This window comes from Streptomyces sp. bgisy159, assembly GCF_965341775.1.
Taxonomy (GTDB): Bacteria; Actinomycetota; Actinomycetes; order Streptomycetales; family Streptomycetaceae; genus Streptomyces.
Genome location: NZ_CBDQZH010000014.1, coordinates 106074 through 119981, shown reverse-complemented (window position 1 = coordinate 119981; position 13908 = coordinate 106074). Strand labels below are relative to the sequence as shown.

General features: G+C 71.0%; 15 protein-coding genes and 1 pseudogene. 10 read left to right on the top strand and 6 right to left on the bottom strand.

The features are described 5' to 3' along the window. The first annotated feature begins 77 nt into the window (after window positions 1–77). The 3 genes and pseudogenes from ACSLTV_RS16460 to ACSLTV_RS16450 all read left to right on the top strand — a co-directional run bounded on the left by ACSLTV_RS16460 (window position 78) and on the right by ACSLTV_RS16450 (window position 2040). The gene (locus tag ACSLTV_RS16460) at window positions 78–266 is read left to right on the top strand and encodes a DUF6104 family protein (protein WP_432134058.1); all 189 of its coding nucleotides are present in this window, start codon (window positions 78–80) and stop codon (window positions 264–266) included. Window positions 267–404: 138 nt separating this feature from the next. Next, the gene (locus ACSLTV_RS16455) at window positions 405–1442 is read left to right on the top strand and encodes a metalloregulator ArsR/SmtB family transcription factor (RefSeq protein WP_435612383.1); all 1038 of its coding nucleotides are present in this window, start codon (window positions 405–407) and stop codon (window positions 1440–1442) included. Further along, a pseudogene (locus ACSLTV_RS16450) lies at window positions 1439–2040 on the top strand (dihydrofolate reductase family protein). The gene ACSLTV_RS16455 and the pseudogene ACSLTV_RS16450 overlap by 4 nt, the downstream one beginning before the upstream one ends. Before the next feature lie 58 nt (window positions 2041–2098). Here ACSLTV_RS16450 and ACSLTV_RS16445 read toward each other — a convergent pair. Then, complete coding sequence (locus ACSLTV_RS16445; protein WP_435612382.1) at window positions 2099–2938, bottom strand: hypothetical protein; 840 nt, start codon at window positions 2936–2938, stop codon at window positions 2099–2101. Window positions 2939–3093: 155 nt separating this feature from the next. Here ACSLTV_RS16445 and ACSLTV_RS16440 point away from each other — a divergent pair, with 155 nt between their 5' ends. Both ACSLTV_RS16440 and ACSLTV_RS16435 read left to right on the top strand, forming a co-directional pair. Further along, window positions 3094–4245 carry a DUF4097 family beta strand repeat-containing protein gene (locus tag ACSLTV_RS16440; RefSeq protein WP_435612381.1) on the top strand — a complete coding sequence of 384 codons (1152 nt, stop codon included), beginning with the start codon at window positions 3094–3096 and terminating at the stop codon, window positions 4243–4245. A gap of 1 nt (window position 4246) precedes the next feature. Beyond that, on the top strand, window positions 4247–5278 hold the full coding sequence (locus ACSLTV_RS16435) for a helix-turn-helix transcriptional regulator (RefSeq protein ID WP_432134053.1): 1032 nt from the start codon (window positions 4247–4249) through the stop codon (window positions 5276–5278). A 168-nt stretch (window positions 5279–5446) separates the two neighbouring features. On the opposite strand, the gene ACSLTV_RS16430 is transcribed toward ACSLTV_RS16435, so the two are convergent. From ACSLTV_RS16430 to ACSLTV_RS16415, 4 genes are all read right to left on the bottom strand, one after another. Then, window positions 5447–6019 carry a Clp protease N-terminal domain-containing protein gene (locus ACSLTV_RS16430; protein ID WP_432134052.1) on the bottom strand — a complete coding sequence of 191 codons (573 nt, stop codon included), beginning with the start codon at window positions 6017–6019 and terminating at the stop codon, window positions 5447–5449. Then, the gene (locus ACSLTV_RS16425) at window positions 6019–6228 is read right to left on the bottom strand and encodes a helix-turn-helix domain-containing protein (protein ID WP_432134051.1); all 210 of its coding nucleotides are present in this window, start codon (window positions 6226–6228) and stop codon (window positions 6019–6021) included. The genes ACSLTV_RS16430 and ACSLTV_RS16425 overlap by 1 nt, the downstream gene beginning before the upstream one ends. A gap of 109 nt (window positions 6229–6337) precedes the next feature. Then, entirely contained in the window at window positions 6338–7303 is a 966-nt protein-coding gene (locus ACSLTV_RS16420) for a zinc-binding dehydrogenase (RefSeq protein ID WP_432134050.1), read from the bottom strand. A gap of 247 nt (window positions 7304–7550) precedes the next feature. Beyond that, entirely contained in the window at window positions 7551–8801 is a 1251-nt protein-coding gene (locus ACSLTV_RS16415; protein ID WP_435612380.1) for an NAD(P)-dependent malic enzyme, read from the bottom strand. Between the two features lie 616 nt (window positions 8802–9417). Between ACSLTV_RS16415 and ACSLTV_RS16410 the strand changes: the two genes are divergently transcribed. The 4 genes from ACSLTV_RS16410 (at window position 9418) to ACSLTV_RS16395 (ending at window position 13026) form a co-directional block, all read left to right on the top strand. Beyond that, window positions 9418–10386, top strand: a complete 969-nt coding sequence (locus tag ACSLTV_RS16410; protein ID WP_432134048.1) for an ABC transporter substrate-binding protein — start codon at window positions 9418–9420, stop codon at window positions 10384–10386. Between the two features lie 37 nt (window positions 10387–10423). Next, window positions 10424–11362, top strand: coding sequence for an amino acid ABC transporter permease (locus ACSLTV_RS16405; protein WP_432134047.1), 939 nt, complete (start codon window positions 10424–10426; stop codon window positions 11360–11362). Continuing rightward, window positions 11359–12132 (top strand): amino acid ABC transporter ATP-binding protein, encoded by a 774-nt coding sequence (locus ACSLTV_RS16400; RefSeq protein WP_432134046.1) that lies wholly within the window; start codon window positions 11359–11361, stop codon window positions 12130–12132. The genes ACSLTV_RS16405 and ACSLTV_RS16400 overlap by 4 nt, the downstream gene beginning before the upstream one ends. 264 nt (window positions 12133–12396) lie before the next feature. After that, window positions 12397–13026 (top strand): CGNR zinc finger domain-containing protein, encoded by a 630-nt coding sequence (locus ACSLTV_RS16395; RefSeq protein ID WP_432134045.1) that lies wholly within the window; start codon window positions 12397–12399, stop codon window positions 13024–13026. On the opposite strand, the gene sodX is transcribed toward ACSLTV_RS16395, so the two are convergent. Then, entirely contained in the window at window positions 12930–13364 is a 435-nt protein-coding gene (gene sodX / locus ACSLTV_RS16390) for a nickel-type superoxide dismutase maturation protease (RefSeq protein WP_432134044.1), read from the bottom strand. The two genes, ACSLTV_RS16395 and sodX, sit on opposite strands and share 97 nt — an antisense overlap. A gap of 145 nt (window positions 13365–13509) precedes the next feature. Between sodX and sodN the strand changes: the two genes are divergently transcribed. Beyond that, window positions 13510–13905, top strand: a complete 396-nt coding sequence (sodN, locus tag ACSLTV_RS16385) for a superoxide dismutase, Ni (protein ID WP_055634112.1) — start codon at window positions 13510–13512, stop codon at window positions 13903–13905. Window positions 13906–13908 lie beyond the last annotated feature (3 nt).

Sequence of the window (13908 nt, the reverse complement as noted above, 5' to 3'; positions counted from 1 at the left end):
GCAGGAACAGGGTCCTTCCCTCGGGGACGGAACCCAACCCCTGCGACACCCCTGCGACCGACGACGGAGCACGATCCATGTACTTCACCGACCGCGGCATCGAGGAACTGGAGAAGCGGCGCGGCGAGGAGGAGATCACCTTCGAGTGGCTCGCCGAGCAACTGCGTACGTTCGTCGACCTGAACCCGGACTTCGAGGTCCCGGTGGAACGCCTCGCGACGTGGCTGGCCCGCCTGGACGACGAGGACGACGAGGACGACATGTAGCCCCGGCCCCCGGCGGCCGGACACGGCCGGACACGGGAAGACCCCGCAGGGAGTGATCCGTGCGGGGTCTTCCCGTGTCCGGAGAGGCGAAGACATATTCCTTGACGAGAATATTCACCGCCGGGAATACTCGACCTCATGGACGCACTCCTCGCCGCACTGGCCGACCCGGCCCGCTGGCGGCTCGTGGGCCTGCTGGCCGAGCGCCCTCGCTCGGTCGGCGTTCTCGCCCAGCTGGCCGAGGCACGCCAGCCCCAGACGACCAAGCACCTGCAGACCCTCGAACGCGCCGGCATCGTGACCTCCCAGCGCACCGGCCGGCGCCACGTCTACGCACTGAGCCCCACCCCCCTACGGGACCTGGCGGCCGCCCTGGCCCGACTCGCCGACAGCGCCGACAGCGCCGGCAGTTCCGACAGCTCCCACGGTTCCGACAGGTCCGAGCGAACAGCGGGCGGCTCCCGCGCGACGTACGACCGCCATGGGCTCGCCCTGGACGCCGAGCGGCTCGCCGCGCAGGAAGCGGGATGGGCGGACGGCCGGACCTTCGCCTTCCACCGCTCGCTGCCGGAAAGCCCCGAACGGGTCTGGCGCCACCTGACCGAGACCGCCCTGCTCGCCCGTTGGTGGACCCCCGAAGACCTGCGCCTCAGCGAACTCGTCTTCGAGGCTCGGCCCGGAGGGCGCATCGCCCAGACGTACCGCGACGCCGAGGACGCCGAGGACGCCGACGGATCCGACCTGGCTGCCGGCCGGGCGCGGGGCGTCGTCGACGACCTGCGCCCCGCCGAGCACCTCGCCTACCGCCTCAGCCCGCTGCTTCCCGGCGACCGCCCCGCGTTCACCGCACACGTGCGCATGGACCTCCGGCCCGTGGACACCGGCGCGGACACAGGCACAGGCACCGGCACCGACCTCGACGTCCACTGGCGCATCAGCGACAGCACCGTCGAGTCCGCGGACTTCGTCGCCGGCATCGAGATCGGCTTCGGCCAGAGCCTGGACAGGCTCGCGGGGGCCCTTCACGAGCACGCGAACGCACATGCACACGCGTCCGCACACGACACCGGTGACAGCGACGGCTCCGAACGCACCGGAGACACCAACGGCACCGACAGCAGCACCAGCACCAGCACCAGCACCAGCACCAGCACCAGCAAAGGGAGCCCCACATGACCGAGCATGGCAACGGCCGCCGCATCGTCACGAACATGGCCCTCTCCCTCGACGGCCGCTACGCCGCCCGGACAACCCGCTGGACATGCGCTGGGTGATGCCCTACGCCGTGACCGACGTCGCCCGCGACCACCTGGCGAGCCTGCACCGGACGGCGACCACGGCTCTGCTCGGCCGCGTGAACGCCGAGGGCTTCCTGGGCTTCTGGCCCACCGTCATCGGCATGGAGGGCGCCGACCCTCGGGACGAGGCCTTCGCGCAGTGGCTCGTCGACACCGACAAGGTCGTCCTGTCCTCCACGCTGGACCAGGCACCCTGGGAACGGACGACGATCGTCGACAAGCCGACCGACGAGGTCGTCACCGACCTCAAGGACACCGAAGGCGGTGACGTGCTGGTCCTGGCCAGCGCGAGCGTCATCAAGGCGCTGCTGGCGGCCGACCGGGTCGACCGGCTGGCCCTCACCGTCTTCCCGGTCTTCCTCGGGGGCGGCCCGCGGCTCTTCGAGGACGGCCTGCCCACCGGCGAATGGACCCTCGTCAGCCAGACGGCGGGCGAACACGGGACGCTGGCCCTCGTCTACGACCGGATCCGCTGAGCCGGACCGACCGACCCCGACCCCGACCCGCGCTCCTCAACCGCGCCCCGCACCCCCCTCAGCCCTGAGCCGTACTCCGCCCTCGCCCTCGCCCAGCGTCGTACACCAGCCCCAGCGCCCCGTGGGCCAGCAGCAGCGCGCCCGCGACGAGCCAGCCGGGGCTGCGGCGACGCAGGGCCCAGGCGGTGAGGGGAAGACCGGCGGCCACCTGGGCGGACGCGAGGGCACGCGCGCGTGGACTGCCGGTCCGGGGCAGCCAGTGACCGAGCGGGGTGCCCTCGACGGCGTCCAGCTCCGCACGGACCGTCTCCCGCCACCCCCGCCATGCGATCTGCCGGACGTCGGGGCGGCCCCGGACGGCGGCACTCAGGCGGTCGGCCGGCTCGCCGGGGGTGAGCCCCGGCGGAAGCGAGACGCCCGCGCGGGCGAGAACGGCGAGCAGCCCGAGCAGCCGGGAGCGGGCGTCGGCCTCGGCGTCGGGCCGGGTGAGCCGTTCCAGCGCCTGCATGTCGAGGACGGGGTCGAGCCCGAGCCGGGCGGCGAAAGTCCGCATCGCCTCGTCCTCACCGGCCGCGGTGCCGGGAGCGAGCCAGACGTAGGCGACCGGTCGGCGGAAGCCGGTGGCGAGGAGACAGCCGGCCCGGTCCGCGTCCCACCACAGCGCCAGCACGGGCCAGGGCGCCCCGACGGCGAGGGCGGTGGCCCAGCCCGTGAGGACACGGTCGACCGGTTCCTCACCGTGCTGCCAGGGCGTGCCCTCGGGGACGAGGACGCTCCACTCGTCACCGGCCCGGGCCAGCAGCATCGGCTCCCGCAGGAGGTGGGCGGCGGGGGCGACGGAGTGGGGACCCGCTCGGCACAGCAGCAGGGCTCCTGGGGCGGTGACTTCCGTCGGCATGCTCACACGCTAGGACAATTCGTCATCTTTAGGCGGTCGCGATCACCAGAACGGGTGTCTTGACTTCACGGCACCGCGATATATCGTGTTGAGGAAAGACGCGATATGGCGCGTCGCCGTGATCGCCGTTCCGCTCCGCCCAGGAGGTCCGCACCATGTCCGAGTGGTCCGTAGCCGAGCCCACGAGGCTCTCCTTCGACGAGCCCGTGCGCGACCTGCAGGTCCGTGTCGTCAACGGCACGGTGAACGTGGTGGGCGCGGAGGAGGGCTCCGCCCGGCTGGAGGTCTCGCGGATCGAGGGACCGCCCTTGGTGGTCACCCACCGGGACGGCATCCTGACGGTGGCGTACGAGGACCTGCCCTGGAAGGGCTTCCTGAAGTGGCTCGACCGCAAGGGCTGGCGGCGCAGCGCCGTGGTCTCCCTGGCCGTCCCGGTGGACACGCGCGTGGAGGTGGGTGTGGTCGGAGCTGCGGCGATGGTCTCAGGGCTGGCCGGACGCACCGAGGTCAAGGGCGTCACCGGCGACACCACCCTGGTCGGCCTCTCCGGCCCGGTCCGCGCGGACACGGTCTCGGGCAGCGTCGAGGCCCAGGCCCTCACCGGGGACCTGCGCTACAACTCGGTCTCCGGCGACCTGACCGTGGTCGAGGCGGGCTCCTCGGTGCGGGCCGAGTCGGTCAGCGGCTCCATGATCGTAGACCTGGATCCGACGAGCGGGCCCACGGACATCGCTCTGACCAGCGTCTCCGGCGAGATCGCGATCAGGCTGCCGCACCCGGCGGACGCCCGGGTGGAGGCCAACACCGCGAGCGGCGCGGTCTCCAACGCGTTCGAGGACCTCCGGGTCGCCGGCCAGTGGGGCGCCAAGCGCATCACCGGTCGCCTGGGCGCGGGCAGTGGCCGGCTGAAAGCGACGACCGTCTCGGGGTCCATCGCCCTCCTGCGCCGCCCGCAGACGGAGGATGAGCCGGGGGAGGCCGGGCCACGGGACGACGGGCCGCCGCACGACGATCCACGGGAAGCCGGGCAACGGGAGGCCGGGCCACGAGACGACGGACCCTGGGACGACGAGTCGCGGGGCGACAGGCCTCAAGGCGACAGGTCTCAAGGCGACAGGTCTCAAGGCGACGCGCCTCAGGGCGGCAGGCCGCAGGAGGACCGCCCGCGGCAGGCGGGACCGGCCCGCCCGGCGGACGGCACGGCTCCCGGTTCGGGGGAGAATGCCGCAGCCGGCCGGGACGAGGCATCGTCCGCCGACCCCACCGACACCCCGGCCGACGGCACGACCGACAAGAAGGTGCTCTGACATGCCCCCCGTCTTCGCCCACGGCCGCCTGCGCCTGTACCTGCTGAAGCTGCTGGACGAGGCCCCGCGCCACGGGTACGAGGTGATCCGCCTCCTGGAGGAACGCTTCCAGGGCCTCTACGCCCCCTCGGCGGGCACCGTCTACCCCCGCCTGGCCAAGCTGGAGGCCGAAGGGCTGGTCACCCACACCACCGAGGGCGGCCGCAAGGTGTACGCCATCACGGACGCGGGCCGGGCCGAGCTGGCCGACCGCAGCGGCGAGCTGGCCGACCTGGAGCTGGAGATCCGTGAGTCGGTGGCGGAGCTGGCCGCGGAGATCCGGGCCGATGTGCGCGGCGCGGCCGGCGATCTGCGCCGCGAGATGCGGGCGGCGGCCTCTCGGGCCCGACAGGGCAACGGGCCGGGGGGCGGCGAGGAGAGTGCAGCGGCCGGGTTCACCGAGCCGTCGGACAAGGACGCGTGGCGGGCTGCGAAGGAGGAGATGCGCCGGGCCAGGCAGGAGTGGAAGGAGCAGGCCCGCCGCGCCAAGGACGAGAGCCGCCGCGCCCGCGAGGAGGCCCAGCGGGCCCGCCGCCAGGCCAAGGAGGCGCAGGACGAGGTGCAGCGGATCGCCCGCCGGGTCCAGGAACAGGTCCAGGACCGATTCGCACGCGGCGACTGGCCGAACGGCCTGCGCGAGGGCCTGACGGAGCTGGCCAAGGAGTTCGGCGACTTCGGCAAGGACTTCGGCTTCGGCCGCACCGGGCCGGCGGGCGCCGGGGGCGCGGCGAAGTCCACCGCGCCGTCCGGACCGCCGCAGTACGAGACCACACCGGAGGACTTCCCGGCCGCCTATGAGCCGGCCTGGGCCCATGAGCCCGGCGGCGATGATCCGGCCCGCGACCTCGACCGCCTGCTGGACCGCTTCCGCGACGACATCCGGGACGCGGCCCGCGACCACGGCGTCACCCAGGACCAGCTCCGCGACGCCCGCCGCCACCTGTCATCGGCGGCGGCCCGCATCGGGGCGATACTGCGCGCGCCGAAGGCGTGACACCCACAGCGCGGACGCCCGCCTGGCGCGACGGCACCGGTCGCCGCGCCAGGCGGGCCCCGGTCCCGCGCCGTACGGTCCACCCGGAGACCCGCTCCCGGCACCACCCCGGCCCTTGAACAGCGCACCACCGCCCACCTGAGGCGCGGGGCCACCACCTCCAACGCCCTACCCGGCCTCCCGGCCTTCCGCTCCTCCCTGCCCGTAGAGCACCCGGCACACCGACTCATGAGTCACCCCGTGATCGGCGAGCACCTCCGCGGCGACGCCGGGGCGGACGGTGAGGGCGAGAAGGATGTGCTGGTCACCGATGTGCCGGTCGCGGTGGGCGAGGGCGAGGCGCAGGGACTGCTCCAGCGCGGTCCTGGCGTCACGGCCGAAGGACCGGCGCCCGGACCACCAGCCACGCTCCTTGATGTCACCGGCCATCGCCCCGACCCCGTGCACCTCCTCCACCCGGGAGACGATGGCGGACACGTCGATGCCGAGACCGGCGAGCGCCTCTGCCTCGGCCCGGGTCAGTCCCGCCCGCCGCCTGGTCTCTGCCAGCGCTTCCCGCACGGCGTCCTTCCGCTGCGCGACCCCGAGCGCGGCCAGCGCGAAGGCGGCCCGGCTCGCCTCCCGGTCGAGGAGGGCGAGCAGCAGATGCTCGGGCTCGACACTCCCGGCCCCTGCCCGCTCGCAGTGCTCGACGGCGCCCCGTACCACGTCCCGGGCGTCCTTGGTGAACCGCTCGAACATCACTGCCTCCCGTACTTCTTGTGCACGGCCTGCCTGCTGACACCGAGCTCCGCGGCAATCTCCTGCCACGACCACCCCTGCCGGCGTGCGCTGCGCACCTGCACCGCCTCCAGCTGCTCCAGCAGCCTGCGCAGGGCGGCCACGGCGCGCAGCCCGACCCGGGGATCACGATCGCCGGCACGCTCGGCGAGATCCGTTGCTTCGGTCATGCGTGTCAACATAGGTTGACACTCGCGACCTGTCAACCTTCGTTGACGAAAGCGATGGCCGACCCGGAGAGGCCGGGTCGGCCATGGACGCAGGAAGCCAAACCGGCGCTCAGCCGTTGCTGAGCACGATCTTCCCGAACTGGTCGCCGGACGCGAGCCGTTCGAAGCCCTCGCGGGCCCGCTCCATCGGCAGCACCTCGTCGATCACGGGCCGGACCCCGGTGGCCGCGCAGAACGCCAGCAGATCCTCCAACTCGTCCTTGGTGCCCATGGTGGAGCCGACGACCTTCAGTTCGAGGAAGAAGATCCGGGTCAGCTCGGCGTGGGAGGGCCGGTCGCCGCTGGTCGCGCCGGAGATCACCAGCGTCCCGCCGGGCTTCAGCGACTTCACCGAGTGGGACCAGGTCGCGGCACCGACGGTCTCGATCACGGCGTCGACCCGCTGCGGCAGCCGCGCCCCGGACTCCAAGGCCTCCACGGCCCCCAGCTCCAGCGCCCGCTTGCGCTTGGCCTCGTCCCGGCTGGTGGCGAAGACCCGCAGGCCCGCCGCCTTGCCGAGCACGATCGCCGCCGTGGCGACGCCGCCGCCCGCGCCCTGCACCAGCACCGAGTCCCCCGGCCGCACGCCGGCGTTGGTGAACAGCATGCGATAGGCGGTCAGCCAGGCCGTCGGCAGGCAGGCGGCCTCGGCGAAGGAGAGTTCCCTGGGCTTGGGCAGGATGTTCCAGGTCGGCACGGCGACGCGCTCGGCGAAGGTGCCCTGGTAGCGCTCGGTGAGGATGGAGCGCGGCTCGTCGGGGCCGACACCGTGGCCCGTCTGCCCGATGACGGAGTGGAGCACGACCTCGTTGCCGTCCTGGTCGACGCCGGCGGCGTCACAGCCGAGGATCATCGGCAGTCGCTCCTCGGGGAGGCCGACGCCCCGGAGCGACCAGAGGTCATGGTGGTTGAGGGAAGCAGCCCGGACGTCGACGACACTCCAGCCGGGCCGGGCCTCGGGGGCGGGCCGCTCCCCCAACTCCAGTCCGGAAAGCGGCTGGTCACGGTCGATACGGGCGGCGTAGACAGCGAACATGCAGCCGACGATAGGCGCCCCGGGGCCCGCGAGAAACACCGGCCGTGTGTGACACACACCCTCTTGCCTGCCGCCGCACGAGGGCCGCGCGTCGCGCCGGACGGAAAACGGGCGCGGGGCCCGTGCGAGCGGCCGTCCCCGGAGGGAACAGCCGCCGAAGCACGGGCCCCGCACCCACAGGCGGTTTCTCGCCCCTCCGGCCAGGCGAGCGGACGGGCGGGGAACGCGGTGAAGGCCGACGCCGGAGCTAGCGCCGGGCGACGCCCTCGGCCCGGGCCGCCGCCGCGACCGCGGCCGTCACCGCCGGCGCCACCCGCTCGTCGAACGGCGAGGGGATGACGTAGTCGGCGGCGAGGTCGTCACCGACCACCGAGGCCAGCGCCTCGGCGGCGGCCAGTTTCATGCTCTCCGTGATCCGCGAGGCGCGGACCTGGAGCGCCCCCGCGAAGATGCCGGGGAAGGCGAGCACGTTGTTGATCTGGTTCGGGAAGTCGGAGCGCCCGGTGGCGACCACGGCCGCGTACTTGTGGGCGACCTCCGGGTGCACTTCGGGGTTCGGGTTGGCCATGGCGAAGACGAACGCGCCCTGGGCCATGGTGGCGACGGCCTCTTCCGGCACCGTCCCGCCGGAGACCCCGATGAACACGTCGGCGCCCGCGAGGGCCTTCTCCAGCGGTCCGCTGATGCCGGCCTTGTTGGTGAACCCGGCGAGCTCCCGCTTCACCGGCGTCAGGTCCTCCCGGTCGGCCGAGACGACACCCTTGCGGTCCGCGACCGCCACATCGCCGATACCGGCCTCGACCAGCATCTTCGCGATGGCCACACCGGCCGCGCCGGCGCCGGAGATGACGGCGCGCAGCTGCCCGAGCTCGCGCCCGCTGAGCCGCGCCGCGTTGCGCAGCGCCGCCAGCGTCACGACGGCCGTGCCGTGCTGGTCGTCGTGGAAGATCGGGATGTCCAGCCGCTCCTGCAGCCGGCGCTCGACCTCGAAGCAGCGCGGTGCCGAGATGTCCTCCAGGTTCACGCCGCCGAACGAGGGAGCGAGCCGGACGACGGTCTCCACGATCTCGTCGACGTCGGTGCACGCGAGGGCGATCGGGACGGCGTCGACGCCGCCGAACTGCTTGAACAGGATGGCCTTGCCCTCCATCACGGGGAGGGAGGCCTCGGGCCCGATGTCGCCGAGCCCCAGCACCGCCGTTCCGTCGGTGACGACGGCGACGACCTGGGACTTCCAGGTGTAGTCGTGGACCAGTTCCGGCTGCTCGGCGATGGCGGTGCACACCCGCGCGACGCCGGGCGTGTACGCCAGGGACAGGTCGTCCTTGTCACGGACGGGGACGGTGGCCTGGACGGCCATCTTGCCGCCCCGGTGCAGCGCGAACGCCGGGTCGAAGGAGTCGAGGGGCTCCGCACCGCCCCCGGGGCCGGCATGGCCCGCCTGATCGGCCTGGTCGGCCGTGTTCTCACTGCGAGGATTCACGATCTCCGCTGACACTGTGTCTTACCCCTTAGGTCTGCGTGGTTGAGGGTGGCCGCCCCTGGTTGAGGGGCGGGCGGGACCGCGCACCGCCCTGTCGATGCATACGGGCAGATACGCGACGAGCGCGCCGCACACGCGCTCTGAGCCCCGGATGAGGGGTGTAAAGCACTTTCTTACCGGACGGACACCACCCGCGACGAGTCCATTCCGTGCAACCTCACATTCCCCGGTCTGTGGATGTTCCACAGCGTCGCCGGCGAGGCGCTCCGCGTGACGTCAGCACCGTCCCGCGCCAGTGACATGACTCATGGGCGAAAAACCGGACAAGTACTGGACAAACCCTCGACAGGGACCCAAGTGACACGAACAGATGCCACCACATTCGCCCACATGCTGAGATAGGCCGAAGATTTTCCGGCTGGAAGCCTTGATTCCCGGAGAAGATGCGGTCGTGTTGTACCGGAGTGGTGTGGTTCGGGGGTCTCCCGTTATCCGATTTTGACATAGCGGTGCCCCTGAATGGCGCAGTCCGAATGGCAAGATGCCGTAATCACACGAGGTCGCGACACCCGAAGGTGTGTGCTCTCGTCGACCCATCGGCAACTCCATCCATCCGCCGGAGGAACCCACCATGACCGCAAGCTCCACCCGACGTACGACCGCCGCGCGCACCCGCCTGGCTGCGGTCGGTTCCCTCGCGGTCGCGGGCGCGCTGATTCTCACCGGCTGCGGTGACCAGACCAAGGACAAGGACTCGGGCAGCAGCGACACCGCGGGCACGAGCAGCGCCCCCCTGGCCGCCAAGCTGCCGCAGTCGATCCGTGACAAGGGCGTCATCCGGGTCGGTTCGGACATCGCGTACGCGCCGGTCGAGTTCAAGGACGACTCCGGCAAGACCGTCGGCATCGACCCGGACATCGCCGAGGCCATGGGCCAGCAGCTCGGCGTGAAGTTCGAGTTCCAGAACGGCACGTTCGACACGCTCATCGGCGGTCTGGCGTCCAAGCGCTACGACGTCGCCATGTCGGCCATGACCGACACCAAGTCCCGCCAGGAAGGCATCGACTCCGAGACGGGCAAGAAGGTCGGCACGGGCGTCGACTTCGTCGACTACTTCACGGCCGGCGTCTCCCTCTACACGAACAAGGGCGACACCAAGGGCATCAAGACCTGGGACGACCTGTGCGGCAAGACCATGGCCGTGCAGCGCAACACCTTCTCCCACGACCTGGCCAAGGACCAGGCGGAGAAGTGCCAGAAGGCCGGCAAGGAAACCCTCAAGATCGAGGACTTCGCCACCAACCCGGAGGCCGAGACCCGGATGCGCGCCAAGGGCGCGGACGTGGTCTCCGCCGACTTCCCGATCGCCGCGTACTCGGTGAAGAACGCGGGCGGCGGCAAGTACTTCGAGATCGTCGGCGACCAGGTCGAGGCCGGTCCGTACGGCATCGCCGTCGCCAAGGACAACACCCAGCTGCGGGACGCCCTGAAGGCCGCGCTCCAGGCGATCATCGACAACGGCGAGTACAAGAAGATCATCGAGAAGTGGGGCGTCTCGGACGGCGCGGTCACCGAGGCCAAGATCAACGGCGGCTCCTGAACCGCCCCGTTCGACTCGGCTCTGAAAGGCACCACCCGTGACTGTTGACGTCAACAAGACGGACGGTCCGGACGCGGCGCCCCCTGCCGGGCCGGAGGCCATCAAGGCCATTCCGGTCCGGCACCCGGGACGCTACGTGTCCGCGATCGTCGCCGTCGCCCTGCTGGGCGCGGTCGTCTACGCCTTCGCCCAAGGCAAGATCAACTGGGGCGCGATCCCCGACTACTTCTTCGACGACCGCATCCTCGACGGCGTCTGGAACACCCTGCTGCTCACCGTGCTCTCCATGGTGATCGGTATCGCCGGCGGCATCCTGCTCGCCGTGATGCGCCTGTCGAAGAACCCGGTGACCTCGTCCATCGCCTGGTTCTACATCTGGTTCTTCCGCGGCACCCCGGTCCTGGTCCAGCTGTTCGTCTGGTTCAACCTGGGCCTGGTCTTCGAGTACATCAACCTGGGTCCGATCTACAAGGACTACTGGTCGTCCTTCATGACGCCGCTGCTGACGGCGCTGCTCGGCCTGGGCCTCAACGAGGCCGCGTACATGGCCGAGATCTGCCGGGCCGGTCTGCTCTCGGTCGACGAGGGCCAGACCGAGGCGGCACACGCCCTGGGCATGAGCCACGGCAAGACGCTGCGCCGGATCGTGATCCCGCAGGCGATGCGCGTGATCGTGCCGCCGACGGGCAACGAGGTCATCAACATGCTGAAGACGACCTCGCTCGTCTCGGCGGTGCAGTACTACGACCTGTTCAAGGAGGCCCAGGACATCGGTCAGCACGCGGGTTCCACGGTGGAGATGTACTTCCTCGCCGCCACCTGGTACCTGATCATGACCTCGGTCCTGAGCGTCGGGCAGTACTACATCGAGCGGTACTACGCCCGCGGCTCCAGCCGGACCCTGCCCCCGACTCCGCTCCAGCGCTTCCGGGCCGCCGTGCTGCCCGCGCGCCGCCCGAAGGGGGTCACGGCATGACGCAGACCGCCACGCCCATGGTCAAGGCCGAGGGCGTCCACAAGTCCTACGGCCCGATCGAGGTCCTCAAGGGCATCGACCTGCAGGTCAACGCCGGTGAGGTGTTCTGCCTGATCGGCCCGTCCGGCTCGGGCAAGTCGACCTTCCTGCGGTGCATCAACCACCTGGAGAAGGTCAACGCCGGCCGGCTGTACGTCGACGGCGAACTGGTCGGCTACCGCCAGAAGGGCGACAAGCTCTACGAGCTCAAGGACAGCGAGGTGGCGCTGAAGCGCCGGGACATCGGCATGGTGTTCCAGCGGTTCAACCTGTTCCCGCACATGACGGCCGTCGAGAACGTCATGGAGGCGCCGGTCCAGGTCAAGGGCGTCAGCAGGTCCCAGGCGCGAGCGCGCGCACTGGAGCTGCTGGAGAAGGTCGGGCTGGCCGACAAGTCCGGCAACTACCCGACGCAGCTCTCCGGCGGCCAGCAGCAGCGGGTGGCCATCGCCCGGGCGCTGGCGATGGACCCGAAGCTGATGCTGTTCGACGAGCCGACCTCGGCGCTCGACCCGGAGCTGGTCGGTGACGTCCTGGACGTCATGCGCGACCTGGCCGAGTCCGGCATGACGATGGTGGTCGTCACCCATGAGATGGGCTTCGCCCGCGAGGTGGGCGACAACCTGGTCTTCATGGACGGCGGCGTGGTCGTCGAGTCCGGCAACCCGCGCGAGGTGCTGACGAACCCGCAGCACGAGCGGACGCAGGCCTTCCTGTCGAAGGTGCTGTAACGGCCGAAGGCGAAGGGGCGGTACGACTGCGCGTACCGCCCCTTCGTCATGCCCGCCGCCGGACGCGGCGCGCCGCCCGGCACGAGCGGCAGGTGTCCGGCCTCGACGGCGTCGACCCCCGGAACCGCCGAAGGGCTCCCCCGTGTCCAGCATCATGCGGAATCGCCACGTCTCCCCCGACACTCGCACGTAATACCCTGGAAGCACGATCAGGTGTTACCCGACCGCCGACATGACCATAGAGCCCATCCGTAAGGACTACATGTGGAACTGGCCTATTACTCGGACTATGCCGTTCGCCTCGTCAACACCGAGGAACCGGTCCGGGGCAAGGACTCCCTGACCTCGATCGAGGCCGTCAGGGAACTGTTCGGGGCCAACCAGTCGGCGGCCCGCCGCGCCGCCGACGCCGACGTGACCCGCTTCCGTTCGGTACGGGCCCGGCTGCGCGCCGTCTTCGAGGCCGCGGACGGCGGCGACGAGACGCTGGCCGTGGACCTGCTGAACTCCTTGCTGCTGGAGTTCCCGGTGAGCCCGCAGATCTCCGGCCACGACCACCGTGACGACGACGGCCGCCCCCTGTGGCACATGCACCTGGCCGACCACCCGTCGAACGCGACGGCGGGCTACGCGGCGATCGCCGCGATGGGCCTGGCCTTCCACCTGACCGAGTACGGGGTGGACCGCCTCGGCCTGTGCGAGGCGCCCCCCTGCCGCAACGCCTACCTGGACACCTCGACCAACCGCTCCCGGCGATACTGCTCCGACCGTTGCGCCACCCGGGCGAACGTGGCCGCCTACCGGGCCCGCAAGCGCCTGGCGGCGGACCGGTCGGAGAGGACCGGCCGGGCGGCCGAGAGGACCCACCGCAGTACGGCGATCGGCGAGCGCTGACCCGTCCGGCGCGGCCGGTACCTGAACCGGACCCGGCCCAGGATCAGCTCGTCCGGCACGGGCCCGTAGTCCGTGCTGTCGCCCCCTGCGTACGCGTTGTCCCCGAGCACCCACCACGCCCCGTCCCGGCGCTCCACGGCCCGTTTCACGACCAGGAGGTCCTGTTGGAACGGGTGCCGCAGTACGACCACGTCGCCGGCCCGCACCCGGGCGCCGTACCGCACGAGCAGCTGATCACCGTCGTGCAGCGTGGGCACCATGGACGGACCGGTCACCTCGGCCAGCCCGAACGGCGCGCCCGTGCGCCCCTGCCCGGTCTCCTGCGACAGCTCCGGCATCGCCGGCACCTCCCCTGTCCGTTCCTCCACCAGTCCCAGTCTCACCCCGGACTTTTGTCCTAAGCCCAAGGGGGCACTCGCGAAAACCCGTCGCTCACGGAGTAATGTCCCACCTGAGAAGACGATCACGAGGAAGGAACGCTGCATGCTTTCCCGCCTGTTTGCTCCCAAGGTCAAGGTCAGCGCGCACTGCGACCTGCCCTGCGGTGTGTACGACCCGGCCCAGGCCCGCATCGAGGCGGAGTCGGTGAAGGCCGTACAGGAGAAGATGGCCGCCAACGACGACCCGCACTTCCAGGCTCGCGCCACGGTCATCAAGGAGCAGCGCGCCGAGCTGGCCAAGCACCATGTGTCGGTCCTGTGGAGCGACTACTTCAAGCCCCCGCACTTCGAGAAGTACCCGCAGCTGCACGTCCTGGTCAACGACACCCTGAAGGCCCTCTCGGCCGCCAAGGCGTCCACCGACCCGAAGACCGGCGAGAAGGCCCTGGAGCTCATCGCCGAGATCGACAAGATCTTCTGGGAGACCAAGAAGGCTTGATCT